At 66.0% G+C, this 18,023-nt stretch carries 22 protein-coding genes, 1 tRNA gene and 1 other RNA gene; 16 read left to right on the top strand and 8 right to left on the bottom strand.

What is annotated here, in order from left to right; translation table 11 throughout:
• The first annotated feature begins 1 nt into the window (after nt 1).
• The 4 genes from moaA to G467_RS0101400 are packed head-to-tail and all read left to right on the top strand — an operon-like array spanning nt 2 to nt 2,162.
• Nucleotides 2–1,018, top strand: a complete 1,017-nt coding sequence (gene moaA / locus G467_RS0101415; protein WP_022967954.1) for a GTP 3',8-cyclase MoaA — start codon at nt 2–4, stop codon at nt 1,016–1,018.
• On the top strand, nt 1,019–1,501 hold the full coding sequence (gene moaC / locus G467_RS17970) for a cyclic pyranopterin monophosphate synthase MoaC (RefSeq protein ID WP_022967953.1): 483 nt from the start codon (nt 1,019–1,021) through the stop codon (nt 1,499–1,501).
• Nucleotides 1,498–1,734, top strand: a complete 237-nt coding sequence (locus G467_RS0101405; protein ID WP_022967952.1) for a MoaD/ThiS family protein — start codon at nt 1,498–1,500, stop codon at nt 1,732–1,734. Before moaC ends, G467_RS0101405 begins: the two co-directional genes overlap by 4 nt.
• Before the next feature lie 2 nt (nt 1,735–1,736).
• Complete coding sequence (locus G467_RS0101400; RefSeq protein WP_022967951.1) at nt 1,737–2,162, top strand: molybdenum cofactor biosynthesis protein MoaE; 426 nt, start codon at nt 1,737–1,739, stop codon at nt 2,160–2,162.
• Between the two features lie 78 nt (nt 2,163–2,240).
• Here G467_RS0101400 and ffs read toward each other — a convergent pair.
• Both ffs and G467_RS0101395 read right to left on the bottom strand, forming a co-directional pair.
• An RNA gene (gene ffs / locus G467_RS17750) (signal recognition particle sRNA small type) lies at nt 2,241–2,337 on the bottom strand.
• Nucleotides 2,338–2,419: 82 nt separating this feature from the next.
• Nucleotides 2,420–2,512, bottom strand: a tRNA-Ser gene (locus G467_RS0101395).
• Nucleotides 2,513–2,680: 168 nt separating this feature from the next.
• Here G467_RS0101395 and dnaX point away from each other — a divergent pair.
• Genes dnaX through G467_RS0101370 form a run of 5 tightly spaced genes read left to right on the top strand, consistent with a single transcriptional unit; the run spans nt 2,681 to nt 6,423 of the window.
• A complete protein-coding gene (dnaX, locus tag G467_RS0101390) occupies nt 2,681–4,327 on the top strand; it encodes a DNA polymerase III subunit gamma/tau (RefSeq protein ID WP_022967950.1) in 1,647 nt (548 codons plus the stop codon).
• 10 nt (nt 4,328–4,337) lie between these two features.
• The gene (locus tag G467_RS0101385; RefSeq protein WP_022967949.1) at nt 4,338–4,664 is read left to right on the top strand and encodes a YbaB/EbfC family nucleoid-associated protein; all 327 of its coding nucleotides are present in this window, start codon (nt 4,338–4,340) and stop codon (nt 4,662–4,664) included.
• A gap of 43 nt (nt 4,665–4,707) precedes the next feature.
• A complete protein-coding gene (gene recR / locus G467_RS0101380; protein WP_026802254.1) occupies nt 4,708–5,307 on the top strand; it encodes a recombination mediator RecR in 600 nt (199 codons plus the stop codon).
• Nucleotides 5,308–5,326: 19 nt separating this feature from the next.
• Entirely contained in the window at nt 5,327–6,061 is a 735-nt protein-coding gene (locus tag G467_RS0101375; protein WP_022967947.1) for a DUF3108 domain-containing protein, read from the top strand.
• Nucleotides 6,062–6,069: 8 nt separating this feature from the next.
• Nucleotides 6,070–6,423 (top strand): histidine triad nucleotide-binding protein, encoded by a 354-nt coding sequence (locus tag G467_RS0101370; protein WP_022967946.1) that lies wholly within the window; start codon nt 6,070–6,072, stop codon nt 6,421–6,423.
• Nucleotides 6,424–6,436: 13 nt separating this feature from the next.
• Here the strand turns inward: G467_RS0101370 and G467_RS14975 are convergent, their stop codons facing one another.
• From G467_RS14975 to G467_RS0101350, 4 genes are read right to left on the bottom strand one after another with little or no spacing between them, the layout of a single operon-like run.
• Nucleotides 6,437–6,901 (bottom strand): Slp family lipoprotein, encoded by a 465-nt coding sequence (locus G467_RS14975; RefSeq protein WP_022967945.1) that lies wholly within the window; start codon nt 6,899–6,901, stop codon nt 6,437–6,439.
• 5 nt (nt 6,902–6,906) lie between these two features.
• Nucleotides 6,907–8,853 (bottom strand): transglutaminase TgpA family protein, encoded by a 1,947-nt coding sequence (locus G467_RS0101360; RefSeq protein ID WP_022967944.1) that lies wholly within the window; start codon nt 8,851–8,853, stop codon nt 6,907–6,909.
• Nucleotides 8,850–9,839 (bottom strand): DUF58 domain-containing protein, encoded by a 990-nt coding sequence (locus G467_RS0101355; protein ID WP_022967943.1) that lies wholly within the window; start codon nt 9,837–9,839, stop codon nt 8,850–8,852. Before G467_RS0101355 ends, G467_RS0101360 begins: the two co-directional genes overlap by 4 nt.
• Nucleotides 9,840–9,850: 11 nt before the next feature.
• Nucleotides 9,851–10,804 carry an AAA family ATPase gene (locus G467_RS0101350; RefSeq protein ID WP_022967942.1) on the bottom strand — a complete coding sequence of 318 codons (954 nt, stop codon included), beginning with the start codon at nt 10,802–10,804 and terminating at the stop codon, nt 9,851–9,853.
• A 43-nt stretch (nt 10,805–10,847) separates the two neighbouring features.
• On the opposite strand from G467_RS0101350, the gene G467_RS0101345 reads away from it, so the two are divergent.
• Nucleotides 10,848–12,713 (top strand): glycosyltransferase family 39 protein, encoded by a 1,866-nt coding sequence (locus tag G467_RS0101345; RefSeq protein WP_022967941.1) that lies wholly within the window; start codon nt 10,848–10,850, stop codon nt 12,711–12,713.
• Here the strand turns inward: G467_RS0101345 and G467_RS0101340 are convergent.
• Nucleotides 12,710–13,282, bottom strand: a complete 573-nt coding sequence (locus tag G467_RS0101340; protein ID WP_022967940.1) for a Maf family protein — start codon at nt 13,280–13,282, stop codon at nt 12,710–12,712. The genes G467_RS0101345 and G467_RS0101340 overlap by 4 nt on opposite strands.
• Nucleotides 13,283–13,765: a hypothetical protein gene (locus G467_RS0101335; protein WP_022967939.1), complete on the bottom strand. Its 483-nt coding sequence runs from the start codon at nt 13,763–13,765 to the stop codon at nt 13,283–13,285.
• A gap of 131 nt (nt 13,766–13,896) precedes the next feature.
• Between G467_RS0101335 and G467_RS0101330 the strand changes: the two genes are divergently transcribed.
• The 6 genes from G467_RS0101330 to acpP all read left to right on the top strand — a co-directional run bounded on the left by G467_RS0101330 (nt 13,897) and on the right by acpP (nt 17,913).
• A complete protein-coding gene (locus G467_RS0101330) occupies nt 13,897–14,412 on the top strand; it encodes a YceD family protein (RefSeq protein WP_026802252.1) in 516 nt (171 codons plus the stop codon).
• A gap of 13 nt (nt 14,413–14,425) precedes the next feature.
• Nucleotides 14,426–14,620 carry a 50S ribosomal protein L32 gene (gene rpmF, locus G467_RS0101325; protein WP_022967937.1) on the top strand — a complete coding sequence of 65 codons (195 nt, stop codon included), beginning with the start codon at nt 14,426–14,428 and terminating at the stop codon, nt 14,618–14,620.
• A 103-nt stretch (nt 14,621–14,723) separates the two neighbouring features.
• Nucleotides 14,724–15,704: a beta-ketoacyl-ACP synthase III gene (locus G467_RS0101320; protein ID WP_155844805.1), complete on the top strand. Its 981-nt coding sequence runs from the start codon at nt 14,724–14,726 to the stop codon at nt 15,702–15,704.
• Between the two features lie 94 nt (nt 15,705–15,798).
• Complete coding sequence (gene fabD / locus G467_RS0101315; protein WP_022967935.1) at nt 15,799–16,743, top strand: ACP S-malonyltransferase; 945 nt, start codon at nt 15,799–15,801, stop codon at nt 16,741–16,743.
• A gap of 54 nt (nt 16,744–16,797) precedes the next feature.
• On the top strand, nt 16,798–17,541 hold the full coding sequence (gene fabG / locus G467_RS0101310) for a 3-oxoacyl-ACP reductase FabG (RefSeq protein WP_022967934.1): 744 nt from the start codon (nt 16,798–16,800) through the stop codon (nt 17,539–17,541).
• 132 nt (nt 17,542–17,673) lie between these two features.
• Nucleotides 17,674–17,913, top strand: coding sequence for an acyl carrier protein (gene acpP / locus G467_RS0101305; protein ID WP_022967933.1), 240 nt, complete (start codon nt 17,674–17,676; stop codon nt 17,911–17,913).
• Nucleotides 17,914–18,023: the final 110 nt, after the last annotated feature.

The raw sequence follows: 18,023 nt of genomic DNA, 5'->3' as shown, positions 1-18,023 counted from the left end.
GATGCCCGACGTCAGGAGCGATGCCCCGGTCGACGTCCTCGCGCGTCCGTTGCGCGACCTGCGCGTGTCGGTCATCGAAACCTGCAATTACCGCTGCCCCTATTGCATGCCCGAAGGGCAGACCCCGGAAGAGTCGACGCTCGATCGTGCGCGCCGGCTGTCCTTCGAGGACATCGAAACCGCCGTGCGCGGTTTCGTTCGCCTGGGCGTGCGCAAGATTCGCCTCACTGGCGGCGAGCCTTTGTTGCGAAAGAACATCGCGCAGCTCGTGGCGCGACTCGCGGCGATTCCCGGCGTCGACGATCTCGCATTGACGACCAACGGTTCTCTCCTCGCGGGCCAGGCCGTGGCCTTGCGCGAGGCCGGATTGCATCGGCTGACGGTCAGTCTCGATGCCGTGGATCCGGCGGTGTTCCGCGCGCTGTCGGGCGGGCGTGGCGAGGTCGGCGACGTTCTCCGCGGGATCGCGGCGGCAGAAGCGGCCGGATTCCGCGCGATCAAGCTGAACTCGGTGATCCAGCGCGGCGTCAACGAAGATCAGGTGTTGCCCCTGGTCGAACGCTTTCGCGGCACCGGGCACGTCATCCGCTTCATCGAATACATGGACGTCGGCAACTGCAATGGCTGGCGACCGCAGGCCGTTGTGCCGTCGAGGGAGCTGCGCGACCTCATCTCGGCGCGCTGGCCGCTGCAGGCCTTGTCGCCGAGCTATCGTGGCGAAGTCGCATCGCGGCATGGCTTCGTCGATGGCGAGGGCGAAGTCGGTTTCGTGAGTTCGGTCAGCGAGCCTTTCTGCGGCGACTGTCACCGCGCCCGCTTGTCGGCCGACGGACAATTGTTCACCTGCCTGTTTGCTTCGACGGGCCAGGATCTGCGGCCAGCGATTGCCGAGGGCGAGTTCGCCCTGGCGCGCCGCGTGTCGGACCTGTGGCAGCGTCGTGCGGACCGCTACAGCGAGATCCGCGCGCAGCCGCATGCCGATAGCAAGAAAATCGAAATGTTCTTCATCGGCGGATAAATGGCCAGAAACAAACTCACCCATGTCGATGCCGCCGGTCGTCCGGCCATGGTCGACGTGTCGTCGAAAGTCGCGACGGCGCGCACGGCGACGGCCGAATGTCGCGTGCGTTTCCCCGCGGCGGTCGCGACGCAGCTGAAAAAATCCGGACTCAGCACGGCCAAAGGGCCGGTCGTCGATACGGCGATCATCGCCGGCACGATGGCCGTCAAGCGCACGCACGAGCTGATTCCGTTCTGCCATCCGCTGCCGATCGACGGCTGCCGGTTCCAGATCGATTGGCACGCCGACACGGTGCTGCGCATCGAATGCACCGTGCGCACCGTTCATCGCACCGGGGTCGAGATGGAAGCGCTCACCGGCGCCACTGTCGCGGCCTTGACGGTCTACGACATGTGCAAGGCCTTGTCGCATGCTTTGGTCATCGGACCGGCGAAGTTGCTGGCCAAGCGCGGCGGGAAACGCGACATGGGACCGGCATGAGCGTGACCGTGCTGTATTTCGCCAGCCTGCGCGATGCCGCGGGCGTGGCCTCGGAGGCGCTGCCGACGCCGGTGTCGCTGGCGGCCCTGTACGAGGAGTTGCGCACCCGTCATGGGTTTTCGCTGGGCCGGGAGCGGCTGCGTGTTGCGGTAGATGGCGCCTTCGCTGATTGGAACGATCACGTCGACGACGGTGCGGAAATCGCCTTCATTCCGCCGGTGTCGGGAGGCTAGGGATGTCCGGTTTCTCGATTTCCGACACGGCCTTCGACATCGCGCCCCTGCGCGCGCAACTGCTGGCGCAGCAGGCCGGTGCCTATGCGAGTTTCGAAGGCTGGGTGCGCGACATCAATGAGGGGCGACCGGTCGCGGCGCTGACTTACGAAGCCTATGTGGCGCTGGCGGAAAGCGAGGGCGCGAAAGTGCTGGCCGAAGCACGGCAGCGATTCGCCATCGTCGACGCCGCCTGCGTGCATCGCGTCGGACGTCTGGCACTGGGTGAGCTCGCGGTATGGGTCGGCGTCAGCGCGGGCCATCGCGAGGCGGCGTTCGCAGCCTGTCGCTGGATCATCGACGAGGTGAAATCGCGCGTGCCGATCTGGAAGCACGAGCACTATGCGGATGGGGCAGCGGATTGGTTGCATCCGCTTGAGAAAGAGTAGCGGACCACGCGAGCGCATTTTTCCCGCAAGCTATTAAGCTCTGGGGTAGCGGCGGTCTCTGGTAAGCATGGGTGGCAGCCCTTGCCGGCGGGTCTCGGCACCCGAATCAGTCAATACCGTTGCTGCCTTCCGGCCCTGGCGGGGTTTTCGACCTATCGTCGCGAGGGGCCGACAAGGGCCACCATAGAAATCGGGCGACTGGGAATTCGCCAGGTGGAACTCATGCAAACTGCTGGAACAGTCGTCATTGCAGGAACTGGCGGAGAGAGAGGGATTCGAACCCTCGGTACGGGGTTAAGCCGTACACACACTTTCCAGGCGTGCTCCTTAAACCACTCGGACACCTCTCCGTTTCTTACCGCATTTGTTTCCGCCGCGCGTCTCGTTACCGAGGTAAGCGCCTGAAACAAGAGCGAAATTGTACCTGAGCGCGGCAGTCCGGACAAGCCGCGCTTTCGCGGCGCTTGGCCGGGGGGCGGGCGGTTGGCACAATGCCCCGGTTCCCGTCGAGTATCCCCATGTCCTATCTCGTCCTTGCCCGAAAATGGCGCCCCCGGCGCTTCGCTGAACTGGTCGGGCAGGAACACGTGGTGCGCGCGCTCACCAATGCCCTCGATACCGGCCGGGTCCATCACGCCTTTCTGTTCACCGGTACCCGTGGCGTCGGCAAGACCACGATCGCGCGTATTTTCGCCAAGAGCCTGAATTGCGAACGCGGCACCGGTGCCGAGCCTTGCGGCGAGTGCAATGCCTGCGTGGACATCGATGCCGGCCGCTTCGTGGACCTGCTGGAAATCGATGCCGCCAGCAATACCGGTGTCGACGACGTGCGCGCCCTGATCGAAAACGCGCAATACATGCCTGCGCGCGGCCGCACCAAGGTCTACCTGATCGACGAAGTGCACATGCTGTCCAAGAGCGCGTTCAATGCGCTGCTCAAGACACTGGAAGAGCCGCCGGGCCACGTGAAGTTCCTGCTGGCAACCACCGACCCGCAGAAATTGCCGGTGACCGTGCTGTCGCGCTGCTTGCAATTCAACCTGCGCCGACTGGAAGTGACGCAAATCGCCGGGCAGATGACCCGCATCCTGCAGGCGGAAAACATCGCTGCCGACGCCGGGGCGATCAACCTGTTGGCACGCGCGGCCGACGGCAGCCTTCGTGACGGCTTGTCCTTGCTCGACCAGGCGATCGCCTATACCGGCAGCAGCAATGCCGGCGGCAAGCTGGAGGAAGCGGGCGTCAACGCGATGCTCGGCACCGTCGAAGGCGCCCAGGTCGGCGAACTGTTGCAGGCGTTGAGCGATGGCGATGGCGCCAAACTCATCGCCGAGGTCGAAGCGATGGCGCAGTTTTCGCCCGATTTCGGTCATGTCCTGGAAGACCTCGCCAGCGAATTGCATCGCATCCAGCTGTACCAGCTCGTGCCGGGTTTCGAGGGCGAGCCCTCGCGCATCGATGCACCGGCGTTCGCAGGCCGTCTGTCGCCCGAACTCGTGCAGCTGTGGTACCAGATGGCCGTCGGCGGACGCCGCGACCTGGGCATTGCGCCCAGTCCGCGCGCCGGTTTTGAAATGGCCTTGCTGCGCATGCTGGCGTTTCGTCCGGCGGAGGCATCGGGTGCGGTCATCGCGCGTCCCGCCGCGCAGGCATCGACGCCGGCCGCGACCCGATCCGCGCCCGAGGCGCGGGCGAGCGTCGCTCCCGCCGCGCCTGCGCCCGCCATTCGCGAGCTCGCGCCGACATCGCCGCCCGCAGCGGCGACGCCTGCGGTCGCCCTGCAGTCGGTCGACGACTGGCTGAATCTGATCGCGCAAGCTGGCTTGAAAGGCCCGGGCCTGCAGTTGGCTTCGCACAGCGTTTTCGTCGGCTATGCCGACAACCTGCTGAAGCTCTCGCTGCCGCAGGACATGGAATATCTGCGCACCGACAACCTGGTGCGCAATCTGGCGCAGTCGCTGTCAAGCTTGCTCGGTGCCGCGCCGCAGATTCGCTTCGAGGCGGCGGCGCATGCCAGCGGCGACACCTTGCACAACCGCAACGAACGTCAGCGCAGCGAACGCCTGACCGGAGCCGAGGCAGCGTTTCTCGCTGACCCCGTCGTCAGCCAACTGATCGGGCAGGGCGGCAACATCGTCCCCGATTCCATTCGACCCCTGGATTGAGAGAACAACTATGCGTGGCAATATCGCCCAGATGATGCAGCAGGCCCAGCGCATGCAGGAAAACCTCAAGCGCGCCGAAGCCGAGCTCGCCGCTCTTGAAGTCACCGGTCAGTCCGGCGGCGGCATGGTCAGCATCACCATCACCGGCAAGATGGAAACGCGCGCCGTGCGCATCGATCCTTCCGTGCTTGCCGATGCGGAAATGCTAGAGGATCTGATCGCCGCGGCGTTCAACGACGCGGTCGGCAAGGCCAATGCCGAAAGCAGCAAGCGCATGTCCGCCGCGACGGCCGGCATGCCGATCCCGCCGGGAATGAAGCTGCCAGGCCTGTTCTGATGCAACTGCGTTCGGCTTTCGCGGTCGACGACCAGGCCCGCGCTTGAGCTCGCCCTTGCTCGATCAGTTGATCGATGCGCTGCGCTGTCTCCCGGGCGTCGGTCAGAAGAGCGCGCAGCGTATGGCCTATCACCTGCTCGAGCGCAATCGCGAAGGCGGACTGCGGCTGTCCGGTGCCTTGGCCGAAGCGATCGAGCGCATCGGTCACTGCGAATTGTGCCGCGACTTCAGCGAAGAAAAGCTCTGCGTCACCTGCGCGAGCTCGTCGCGCGAGCGGCATCTGCTATGCGCTGTGGAAAGCCCAGCCGATCGTCTGGTCATCGAGCAGGCGACCGGCTATCGCGGTCTGTATTTCGTGCTGCAGGGACGGCTCTCGCCCCTCGACGGCATCGGCCCGCGCGAACTGGGTCTGGACCTGCTTGCCACGCGCCTGGCGCAGGATGAAATACGCGAACTGATCATCGCCACGAATCCGACCGTCGAAGGCGAGGCGACGGCGCATTACCTCGCACAACTCGCGCGGCAGTTCCAGGTGCAACCCAGCCGTCTGGCGCATGGGGTGCCCCTGGGCGGCGAGCTGGAATACGTCGACCGCGGCACCTTGGCGCATGCGTTCGGTTCGCGCACCGACGCTGGACTGTAACCACCACCCGGAGATTCGGATGATCGCGATGACGCTCATGCTCGCCCTTTCATCGCCGGCGCTGCCGTCGGGGGATCGTCTGGCGCCCCAGGAAGCCTGTTTCACCATCAACCTCACGCGCGATGGCCAGACCCGCGCGTTCGGACAGGTCCGGCAATCGGTCCGGCGCGCGACCCTGGACGGCAAGGACGTGCTTCGCGTGCTCGTGCATCAGGTCGGGCAGGGCGGCTTCGACATGCGCGACAGCTTCGTGCTTGATGCGAAGACCTTGCAGCCGATCCATTTCGAAAACGTGCGCAATGGCAAGAAGCACGTCGTGCTCGACTACTCGGCGGATCGCGTTCAAGGCAGCAAGACCGGCTCTGGCGACGTCTCCGAACCCGTCGACGTTGCGCTTCCGCAGCCCGTCTGGGAAGGAAATCTCTTCGGCGTCATGTTCGCCGCGCTGCCGCTCGCACCACGTGGCGAGTACCGCGTGCCGAGCTATCAGTACGACAAGGGGATGGGCGAATTCATCGTGCGCGTGAAAGGCACCGAGTCAGTGTCCACGCCAGACGGTCCGGTGGATGCCTGGGTGCTCGATGCCGGCACCGATGAGGCGCATCTGATCGAATACCTGGTGGCCCACGAGAATCCGCGCGAGCTGGGTTACCGCGCGCAGGGGTTTAGTCAATTGCTCGGTGGCGACTGCTCGGCGATACCGCCGGCAGACGAGCCGCCGAAGCCCATGCCTTCCGCTTCCGCGAACGAGTGATCGCCGCCATGACCGAGACGACAGACAGCATTTTCGACAAGATCATCCGCCGCGAAATTCCCGCCGACATCGTGTTCGAAGACGAGCACCTGATCGCGTTCAAGGACATTTCGCCGCAGGCGCCGGTGCACGTGCTGTTCGTGCCCAAGCGCGGCGTGCGCACGCTCAATGATGTCGCGGCGGGCGATGCCATCGTCGTGGGTCGGCTGATGCTCGCGGCCGCAGCCTATGCCAAGGCGCAGGGCTTCGCCGAAAGCGGCTATCGCGTGTTGATGAACTGCAATCGCGACGGCGGCCAGACCGTTTTCCACATCCATCTGCACCTGCTGGCCGGTCGTCCGCTGGATTCCCACTTCGGCTGAGCCGAGGGGGCGGTTACCAGTAGATCGGCACCGGATGCACGATCACGTCGACATCCTTGCGTTCGGGCCACAGATAGACGACCTCGGCGGCGACGCGCGCATAGCGATAGTCGAAGTCGCCGACCTTGCGCGTTTCGAAACCCTCGATCGTACCGGCGATGGTGATTTCGCGTCCGGCCTGGAACACCTCGGGATCGTAGAAGCCGGTCCGGCAGGCGATGAAGCGGCCTTCGCTGCGATCGACCTTGCGCGGTTGTCCGGCAGCATCGAGCGGTGCGCCGACGACTTCGAAACAGCTGCGCGCCGCTTGCGGCTCGACCTTGACCACGCGTCCCCCCCAACGCACGCGCTCGCCCGCGGCCTGGCGCGTGACCGCTTCGTCGGGCAGCAGGGTCGAGAATTGTCCCTGCAAGGGTTTGGGCGCGGTCACGCAGCCGATCAGCAGCAGGGGCAGGGCGAGAATCAGCAGGCGTTTCATGGCGATCACCTTTGTTCAGGAGGAGTGCGGCCGACCCGAAAGCGGCGCAGTTCGCGGATCAGTGCCTGGCGTTCGGTCGCCGACAATTCCGTGCCAGCGTAGCGCCATTCGCAATAACGCCCGCTGAGTCGGCGGACCGTGTCCGCGTTGGCCGGCAGCAAGGCAGCCACCCGTTCGCCGTAGCTCAGCGGCGCCTCGTTGGGCGCCTTGCGGATGCCGGCGCGGCCCAGGCGCTTGGCGAACGCCCGCCAGGCCTGGACCAGCGGATCGCTGCGGTCCTTGTGCTCGCGTAGCAGCAGCCACAGCGTCAGCCCCAACGCCAGCGCCGCACCGACCGCAAACGCCAGCACCAGCTGCCAGGCCTCGGCATCGCGAATGCCCAGCGGACGCAACAGATTGCGCTGGCGCACCGAATCGAAGCCCAGCACGAGTTCGTTCCAGCCCCGGCGCAGCATGTCGCTCATGTCGAACATCGGTTGCAGCATGTCCGGGCCCAGGCCCTGCTGTGCCTGCAGATCGTCGATGGTGTCGAGGATGTTTTCCGGTGCGACGGCGGCAGTCGGATCCACGCGTACCCAGCCGCGGCCCTCGATCCAGATTTCCGCCCAGGCATGCGCATCCTTGCGATACACCAGCCAGTAGTCGCCGACGCGGTTGTAGTGGCCGCCGGCATAGCCGGTCACCACGCGCGCCGGGATGCCCGCTGCCCGCATGAACACCACGTAGGCGGAACTGAAATGCTGGCAGAAACCCTGCCGCGTCTCGAACATGAAATCATCGCTGGCGTGATAACCGACCGGCGGTGCCGACAGCGTGTATTGGAAATCCGCGCGCACCCATTGCAGGAAACGCTCGGTCAGCTGCAAGGGATCGGGGGTTTGCGCATGCCATTGGACTGCACGCGCACGCAGGCGCGGATCGCGGCCGGTTGGCAGGCTCAGCAACGAAGACATCTCGATGGCGTTGAGCGATCCTTCGAACCGCGCCGACGGCGAGGATTCGCCGACGTAGCGGATGAGGTTGTTGACGGGCTCGTCGCGCACCGCGCTCAACTCGCGCGTCAGGTGGCTTTCCGCCGGGGCGCCGAGCGGCACGTCGAGCAGCACCAGATCCCGGCTTTCGGTCGGTTCGAGCATGACTTCGTAACGAACCGTCGCCGCGTCGGGCCGCAGGACCGGCGGCGCGGCGAACGCGGTCGCCGAGGTGCGGGTCCAGGCTTCGCCATCGAAGCGGCTGAGCACGGGGCCGCGCCAGTACATCTGCTCGCGCGGCGGCGCCGGGCCGAGGAAGCGCGCGCGAAGCGCGGGCGAGTCGTCCACGAGCACGTCCAGCCACTCGTTCGGCGTCATTCGGTCGCCCAGGCCCATGCGCTTGGCGGAAAGTTGGGGCAGGCCCCACAGCGGAGAGGCCAGCCGTGGAAACAGCCAGAAGCCCGCCAAGGCCATCGGTGCGGCGATGAGCAGGGCGAAGCCCGACTGTTTCAATTGGCGAGGCAGGGTCGCCAGCTGCAGGCCGGCACCGTCCTGCACCAGGAGCGACCACGCCATCAGCATCAGCAGCATCGCCGGCACGCACAGCGCCAACGTCAGCGGTCCCTGATCCTGCAGGAAGGCGGTGAACGGCGCGAATAGCGAGAAGCCGAGCAGGCTGCGCGCGTCGCGCGTGCTGAACGTTTCCGCGGGCTTGAGCACCAGCATCGCCAGCAGGCCGGCGCTCGCCGTATCGCGCCCGATGCGGAAACCGAAAGCGGCAAACACCAGACCGCCGATCATGATCATCACCAGCACGCGCAGCGGCGTGGGCCATTTTTTCTGCGACCACGCACCGAGCGCGCCGACGGCGATCAGCACGGGAATCAGCCAGACGGGCATCTGGATCAGCAAGGGCAAGGCGCAGGCCGCCGCAGCCGTCAGGCAGGCCCCGCGCAGCGGTCGCGGCAAGGACTCGATCATCGCGGACGCTCCGGCGCGCGCGATTCGGTTTCTGTCGGCAGCAGTGCCAGGGCGCGCAGGCAGGCGTGACGATGTTCCGCGCCGCGCCCGGCCGGAACCTGCTGGCCGGGCAAACGCAGCGTGTAGCGGCTGCCGCTGCGCTCGGCCTCGACGACCCAGCGTGCGAGGCGACGGATTTTCTGTTCGTAGGGCAGGGGCGGCATCGTGGTCCAGTCCAGCGTGATGTCGCGCGCAACCGCCGCCTCGTATTCGCGCACGAGCAGGCGATCGGCGCGTGCAGAGGCCTTCCAGGCGATTTGCCGTTGCGTGTCGCCGGTGCGGTATTCGCGCAGATGATGCGGTTGCTCGCCGTGCGCGCGCGTGCGCGGGGAATCGCCGTCGCCGAGCGATTCGGGCAGGTCCGGTGCGTCGGTGTCGAGTGCCGGATACACCAGCAGGCGAGTGTCCGGGCGCAGCCAGCTCCAGGCGCGCGCCATGCCCAGTGGCCGCAGGGTGCTCAACCGGAGGCGACCGACTTCCAGCCAGCCGCGTGTCGGCGCAGGAATCTCGAGCACGACTTCTTTTTCTTCGTTCGCACCGAGGTCGAAGACGCTGTGCGTCTCGCCGCACAACAATTCCAGGCCCGGCCGTTCGCGCGCGCCGTCGGCATCGAAGCGGAACTTGAGCTGCATCGCCTGCCCGGCGAACACCGGTTCGGCATGCAGGGCTTTAAGGCGCACGCCGGAGAGGATCAGATGCGCATGCACGAAACTGTTGTGCGCCACCGCGCCGAGCACGAATACCAGCAGCAGGGCCGGATTGTTGTTGTAGTTGAGGCCGCCGATCAGCATCGTCGCCAGCGCGACCGCGATGAACAGCCCGAAGCCCGTGGGCAGGATGTAGATGCGCCGTCGGTGAATGCGCACCGGCAGCGATTCCGGCTGCTTGGGCCGCACCAGCGCCAACGCGGCCATCCGATCGCCGAAGCGCTCGACGCCATCGCGCATCGCCGCCACCGTCAGTCCACGGCGACCGAGACGAGGATCGAGCTGGCGAGCTTGTCGCGCGAGTCCGATTCGGCCTCGGGCACGATGCGGTGCGCCGCGACCTGGGTAAACAGCGCCTGCACGTCCTCCGGCAAGGCATGGCTGCGTCCGCCGATGAGCGCATGCGCACGCGCACCCTGCAGCAGGGCCAGGCCGGCACGCGGCGACAGACCGACCCGGACGCCGCGATGACGTCGGCTCTCGGCGAGGAGTGCCTGCACATAAGCGACCAGGGCCTCGCTGGCATGCACGTGCCCGACTGCCTGGCGCAGCGCCATGACTTCGTCGGTCGACAGCTTCGGCATTACCTGCGCGATCATTTCGCGGCGGTCGCTGCCCGACAGCATCGCCTTCTCGGCGTCGGCATCGGGATAGCCCAACTGCAGGCGCAGCAGAAAGCGATCGAGCTGGGAATCGGGCAAGGGGAAGGTGCCGGCGAGATCGACCGGGTTCTGCGTGGCGATCACGAAAAACGGTTGCGGAAGAGAGTGCGTGACGCCATCGACGGTGACCTGGTGTTCGGCCATCGCTTCGAGCAGCGCACTTTGCGTGCGCGGCGGCGCGCGGTTGATTTCGTCGGCGAGCAGCAATTGCGTGAACACCGGACCGGAATGGAAACGGAATTCGCGCGCGACCGGATCGAAGATCGACACGCCTAGGATGTCCGCCGGCAGCAGGTCGGAGGTGAACTGCATGCGTTGGAAATCCAGCCCCAGGGTCGCCGACATCGCGCGCGCGAGCGTCGTCTTGCCCAGCCCGGGCAGATCCTCGATCAGCAGATGACCGCCGGCGAGCAGGGTGGTCAGGGCCAGCCGCACCTCCCGCGGCTTGCCCAGCACCAGCGAATTGATTTGCGCGGTCGCGGCCGTCAGGGCCTCGCGCAGGGGGTCGGTTAGGATGGCGGCGTGGATGGCCTGCGCGGGCATGGGAATCCGGATCGATCGACGGGGATGGTGACGGGATGCTGGCATGAATCGTGGTTCTTTGCGCGTGAAGTTCATCGCGCTGTGGAGCGTGTTGAGTCTGGCGAAAATCGCCCTGGCCGCGCGCCTGCCCTTATTCGTGGACGAGGCTTTCTACGCCTGGGAATCGCGTCATCCGGCCTGGGCGTATTCCGACCTGCCAGGTATGACCGCCTGGCTGATCGGACTGGGTCGTGCGATGGCCGGCGGGCAGGTGCTGGCGGTGCGCGCGTTGTTTCTGGTCATTGGTGCGGCCTTGCCCTGGCTGGTGGTGCGCATCGCGGCGCGCTGGTTCGGCACGGAAGCGGGATGGCGTGCGGGTCTATGGGCGCTGTTGATGCCGCTCGCCGGATTGACGGGTGTGTTGGCGATGCCGGATGTGCCCTTGCTGTTGGCGGCCTTGTTGTGCCTGGACGGCATCGCGCAGCTGCGTGAGCGCGTTTCGGTGGCGGGCTGGCTGGCCTTGACCGTGGGTCTGGTGGTTGGCGGATTCAGCCATTACCGGTTCGCGATCGTCGTGCTGGCCGGATTGCTTGGTCTGGTTTGCGATGCGCGCTCGCGCCGCTTGCTGCGCGATGCCCGCCTGTGGCTCGCGCTCGCCGTCGGCGCGCTGGCCTGGTTGCCGTTGCTGCTGTGGAATCTCGATCATGCCGGCGCCGGCTGGCGCTTCCAGGTGCTCGAACGCAATCCCTGGTCCTGGCATCTCTCGGCGCTGACCTGGCTGCCGATCCAGGCCCTGGTGGTGACGCCGCTGCTGTTCGTATTCGCCTTGCTGGCGGGCGTCGGATTGCAACGGCGTCGGCGCGAAGATCCCGACGGTCCGTGGGGACTGCTGTTCGGCATCGGCCTGGTGTCGGTTGCCGGTTATTTCGTGCTGGGTTTTTTCGCCGACGCCGAACGCGTGAGTTTTCACTGGCCGCTGGCGGGCTGGCTGGTGCTGGTGATCGCGCTGGCGGGATTGGATCGTCCGCACACGCGCGGATGGGCCGTCGCCACGAACGCGGTCGCCGGACTCGGGCTGGCCTCGGTACTGGTCTGGCTGATGGCGGCGAGCGTGCCGGCATGGCGCAAACGTCTCGCCACGACCGGGTTCTATCCGCAGGATTTCGCCGGCATCGCGCCGGTCGTGGATGCGTTGCGAAAAAAATCCCTGCCCGCGGATGCGCGCATCGTCGCCGACAATTTCGAGATCGCCGCCCAGCTCGCGTTCGCGCTCGATCGCGCGGACATCCTCGTGCTCGATCACCCGCACAACCATCGACACGGACGCGCCGCACAACTGGCGCAATGGCGAGTGCAATGGAACGCGGCCGACCGCGTATCAGGACCGCCGACCTGGCTGGTCGTCGACGATGGGGCCGTCTCGATGAAACAACGTCTGCAGGCCTATCACGCGCTCTGCGCGCAGATGGGCGGACTGACGGCGGCGGACGTCATCGAATTCGATCGCGGCCGGCAACGCTATCTGCTGTTCGCACCACCGGCATCGGCATCGCGTACTGAGCAGCACTGCATCACGCCGGCGCTCGCGTGGATCGATGCGCCGACGGGCAAGCAGGTCTTGCGCAGTTCCTTCGCCGTCTCCGGCTGGGCATTCAAGGACGGGGCGGGAATCGATCGCGTGGTGATCACGCTCGACGGACAGCCGGTGGCGGACGCGGACTACGGCCGCGCGATGCCGCAGGTCGCCGGCTACTGGAAAATCTCCACCGATCCGCAGCAGCCGCGAGTCGGCTTCGATGCCGTCGTGGATGCCAGTGCGCTGCCCGCAGGCAAGCACCGCCTGGGATTGGTGCTGTACGGCAAGAACGGCAGTGTCGAAGTCTGGCCGGCGCAGACGATCCGCATCGCGGCGGGGGCGGACCGGCCCTAGGGCAGTGTCAGTCCCGCCTGACGCAGGGCCTTGGCCAGCGCGATCAGCGGCAAGCCGATGAGCGCGGTGGGATCGCGCGATTCGATCGACTCGAACAAGGTGATGCCCAGCCCTTCGGACTTGAAACTGCCGGCGCAGTCGTAAGGCTGTTCGGCGTGCAGGTAGCGTTCGATCTCGGCGCTGCCGAGACTGCGGAACTGCACGACAGTCAGATCGCAAAAACGCATCGTGCGTTTGTCGTTGTGCCGGAAGACGCTGACGGCGGTGTGGAACAGCACACGCTGCCCCGAGGCCGCGGCGAGCTGGTCGGCGGCGCGTTCGAAGCTGCCGGGCTTGCCCAGGGACTGGCCGTTGAGCTCGGCGACCTGGTCGGAACCGATCACCCAGGCGTCGCGATTGCGTTCGGCGACCGCGCGCGCCTTGGCTTCGGCCAGGCGCTGCGCCTGGCTCATCGGGCTTTCGTTGAGCAGCGGCGTTTCGTCGACTTCCGGCCGGGCGACGTCGAAGCGCAGGCCCAGGCGGGCGAGCAGGTCGCGACGGTAGATCGACGTGGAGGCGAGAACCAGCACTCAGGGCTCCTGTTGCCGGCGCAGGGCGGCCGGCTCGCGCTGGGCGGCTTCTTCGGCGGCCTTGGTGGCGATGGCCAGTTCCGCGCCAGCGTTTTCAAGGTCCTCGAGCTCGCCGCTGATGCGCAGCCTGGCCCGGTCCAGCGCGGCGCAGGCGGTGTCGAGCTCGGCCTGGGTCGCTGTTTCGCCGTGTTTCTGGATCCACAGGCGGTGCTGGAGCACGTCGCGCTTGGCTTCCCGGATCGGCAGGCCGCTTTCCAGCGAGGCCTGGGCGATCGCGCCGATGTCGTCCGGAACGCGATGCAGCAGGGATTGCATCGCGGTCATGCGTTCCTGGCTGCGGTTGAGCAGGCGTTCGACCTCGTCGGCGAGGTCCAGGATGCGGGTCAGGGTGCCCTGGCGGTGCACGAGGCGTCGGCGCCGCTGCCACAGGGGCAGGGCGACGGCCACGAGGACCAGGCCGAGGATCAACAGAGGGACGAGCATGTGGGGTTTCCGTAGAACTGCCGGCAGTCTGCACCAGCCCGAGCAAGCCCCGCAAACCCCTTCCAAGCCCCCGCCAGTCCTGGGGTTTTTGGTTTGACAGGGCGGTTGGCCGCACCTACAATGCGCCGCTTATGTCCGCACCCATGCCCCCTGTGCTCGACGCTTGGCGCATGGTGACGGCCCGGCGGAGTTTCGAAGGTACGTTTCCTCTGTCTGCATTCCCCCGGCTGAAACAGAGCCTGGTGGACACCGAGGGTAACTGCCGTTTCCAGTTGGAATTCGGTCGTGACGACCTGAATCTCGCCTATGTCGAGGTTCGCGCCGACGCCGAGCTGCCCCTGCTGTGTCAGCGCACCCTGGAGCGCTACCTGCAGCCGGTCAGCGTGGTGCAGCGTTTGGGACTGATCACCGAGGAAGCGCAGGAAAGCGCGCTGCCCGAGGAAATGGAACCGCTGCTGGTAAATGAACACGGTGAGTTGCGTGCCATCGATCTGATCGAGGATGAATTGATCCTCGCGCTGCCGGTGGTGCCGATCAACCCGGATTCGATCGAAATCGAGGCCGAACACTGGCCGGAAGAATTCGAAGTAGACGAAAAACCCAATCCTTTCGCCGCGCTCGCCGCGTTGAAAGACCGCAACAAGTAGTTGGAGAAAGCCCATGGCCGTTCAAAAGTCCCGCAAAACCCCGTCCAAGGTCGGCATGCGCCGTTCGCACGACGCCCTTACCGCCAAGCAGCTGGCCACCGACCCGACCACGGGCGAGACCCACCTGCGTCACCACGTGACCAAGGACGGCTTCTACCGCGGCCGCAAGGTCGTGGACGTCAAGTCGGCGGTTGAAGTCGAAGAGTGATGCCGCTGTCCGCCTAGGCGGGCTGGCAGTATCCTGAACGCGGCGGGCCCAGTCCCGCCGCGTGCTTTTTGGCCGGTCCGAAGCCGGCCACGACGTGGGAGCGGTGTTGATGACCATTTATTCGCGCATTGCGGGCACCGGCAGCTATCTGCCGGAGAAAGTGCTGACCAACGCCGATCTTGAAAAGATGGTCGACACCAATGACGAATGGATCGTCAGCCGCAGCGGCATCCGCGAGCGTCATGTCGCTGCCGAAGGCGAAACCACCAGCGATCTCGCCTTCCATGCGGCCACGCGCGCCTTGGAAGCCGCGGGCCTGGATGCCGCCGACATCGAACTCATCGTCGTCGGCACCACGACGCCCGACATCATTTTTCCGTCCACCGCCTGCCTGGTCCAGCACCGGCTCGGCGCCAACGGCTGCGCGGCCTTCGACGTCAATGCCGCATGCTCGGGCTTCATCTTCGCGCTGAGCGTCGCCGACAAGTTCATCAAGACCGGTTCGGTGAAGAACGCCCTGGTCATCGGCGCAGAAACGCTCACGCGCATGGTCGACTGGACCGATCGCGCCACCTGCGTGCTGTTCGGCGATGCCGCCGGCGCCGTCGTGCTCAAGGCCGACAGCGAAGCGGGCATTCTGTCCACGCACCTGCATGCGGACGGCGGCAAGAAGCATCTGCTGTACAACCCGGTCGGCGTCTCGGTCGGTTTCGATGCCTCGCTGCCCAACTGCGGCGTCAAGGTCATGATGAGCGGCAGCGACGTATTCAAGTACGCCGTCAAGGCGTTGGACTCGGTCGTCGACGAAACGCTCGATGCCAACGGTCTCGACAAGTCCGATCTCGACTGGCTGATTCCGCACCAGGCCAATCTGCGCATCATCGAAGCGACCGCCAAGCGCTTGCAGATGTCGATGGATCGCGTGATCGTCACCGTCGATCGCACCGGCAATACCTCGGCCGGTTCGGTGCCGTTGGCGCTGGACGAAGCCGTGCGTTCGGGCAAGATCAAGCGCGGTGAGCTGTTGCTGCTCGAGGCCTTCGGCGGCGGCTTCACCTGGGGCTCGGCGCTGCTGCGCTACTGAGCCCGCCCTCGCACCGGGGCCGCCCTACGCCCCGGTACAGACGATCTCCCGTTTTGACCCGTATCATTCGCGATCTTCCACGGCGAAGTTTCCGATGATTCCGACCCTCGCGTTCGTTTTCCCCGGCCAGGGCTCGCAGAGCCTGGGCATGCTGTCCGAGCTTGCCACCGCGCATGCTTCGATCCGCGAAACCTTCGATGAAGCGTCGCGCGGTTGCGACGTCGACCTGTGGGCGTTGTCGCAGCAGGGGCCGGAAGAACAGCTCAACCAGACCGAATTCACCCAGCCCGCCTTGCTCGCCGCGAGTATCGCCGTGTGGCGCCTGTGGTCGGCTCAGGGCGGTGCATCGCCGGCACAGTTCGCCGGGCACAGCCTCGGCGAGTACGCCGCGCTGGTCGCCGCCGGTTCTATTTCGCTGGCCGACGGCGCCAAGCTCGTGCGCGAACGCGGCCGCCTCATGCAGGCCGCGGTGCCGGCAGGGACGGGCGCGATGGCGGCCGTACTCGGCACCGAAGATGCACTGGTCGCGGAAGTCTGCGCGCAGGTCTCCGGCGACGGCGTCGTGGTGCCTGCCAACTTCAATTCGCCCGGTCAGGTCGTCATCGGCGGCAGCGCCGGCGCGGTCGACCGTGCGATCGCCGAACTCGGTGCGCGTGGCGTGCGCAAGATCGTCAAGCTGGCCGTCAGCGTGCCGTCGCATACGCCGCTGATGCGCGAAGCGGCGCAGCAGTTGGGCGAGGTCATGGCCTCGATGTCGTGGCAGCGTCCGGACCGACCGGTGGTGCAGAATGCCGATGCCCGTGCGCATGACTCGGTCGAGGCGATTCGCGATGCGCTGGTCCGCCAGCTCTATCTTCCGGTGCGCTGGACCGAATGCGTGCAGACGCTGGTCGCAGGCGGTGCGACACACTTGGTCGAATGTGGTCCGGGCAAGGTGCTCGCCGGTTTGGCCAAGCGCATCGACAAGTCGCTCGATGCCCGCGCGATCGGCACGCCGGCGGAATTCGATGCGGCACTCGCCGCATTCGCAGCCCCTTAAGAAGGTAAGCAAGAGCGATCCAGGTCGCGACGGCATCAAGAAGGAAGCAATCCAATGAGCAATTCACTCTCCGGCGAAATCGTCCTGGTCACCGGCGCGAGCCGCGGCATCGGCGCCGCGATCGCCAATCTGTTGGCGGCGCGCGGCGCGAAAGTCATCGGGACTGCGACCACCGACGCTGGCGCGAAAGCGATCGACGAGCGCCTCTCGGCGTCCGGCGGCGCCGGGCGCGTGCTCAATGTCACCGATGGCGCGGCCGTCGAAGCCCTCGTCGACGCGATCGGCAGTGAGTTCGGGCCGGTCTCCATCCTCGTCAACAATGCCGGCATCACGCGCGACCAGCTGCTGATGCGCATGAAGGACGAGGACTGGAACGCGATCCTCGACACCAATCTCAGCTCGGTCTACCGCACGTCCAAGGCGGTCATGCGCGGCATGATGAAGGCGCGCAAGGGCCGCATCATTTCCATCGCGTCGGTGATCGGGCTGACCGGCAATGCCGGCCAGGCGAACTACGCGGCGGCCAAGGCCGGCATCATCGCGTTCTCCAAATCGCTGGCCAAGGAAATCGGCAGCCGCGGCATCACCGTCAACGTGGTCGCACCCGGATTTATCGAAACCGACATGACCCAGGGACTGCCCGAAGCCCAGAAGGACGCCATGCAGGGCCAGATCGCGCTGGGCCGCTTCGGTGCCCCGTCCGACATCGCCGAAGCGGTGGCTTTCCTGGCCAGCCCGGCCGCGGCCTACATCACCGGCGAGACCCTGCACGTCAACGGTGGCATGTACATGGCCTAAGCCATTGCATGCGAACGAATTAAGGTAAAATAACCGCCCTAGTATCAGGGGCCCGGCGGCAAAAGGCGCTCGCCGGGGCCGGCATATGATTACAATGCGCCCGTTCGTATCCCTCCGGGAGGAGATTGATCCATGAGCACCATCGAAGAACGCGTCAAGAAGATCGTCATTGAACAGCTTGGCGTCAAGGAAGACGAAGTCACCAATAACGCCTCGTTCGTCGACGATCTGGGCGCCGACTCGCTCGATACCGTCGAGCTGGTGATGGCCCTCGAAGAAGAGTTCGAGTGCGAGATCCCGGACGAAGAAGCCGAGAAGATCACGTCCGTGCAGCAGGCGATCGATTACATCAAGGCGCACGTCAAGGCCTGATCGCCGAGCAGCGTCGAATACCCGGGGCCGCGCATGCGCGGCCCTGCGTATTTCCGGCATCCGGCGACCGTGCCGGTGCGTATGCCCTGCAGTCGGCACCGTCCGTCTGT

The organism is Arenimonas oryziterrae DSM 21050 = YC6267 (assembly GCF_000420545.1).
Classification (GTDB): domain Bacteria; phylum Pseudomonadota; class Gammaproteobacteria; order Xanthomonadales; family Xanthomonadaceae; genus Arenimonas; species Arenimonas oryziterrae.
Note: the sequence above shows the minus strand (reverse complement) of the source record. Positions and strands in the feature narration are given on the sequence as shown.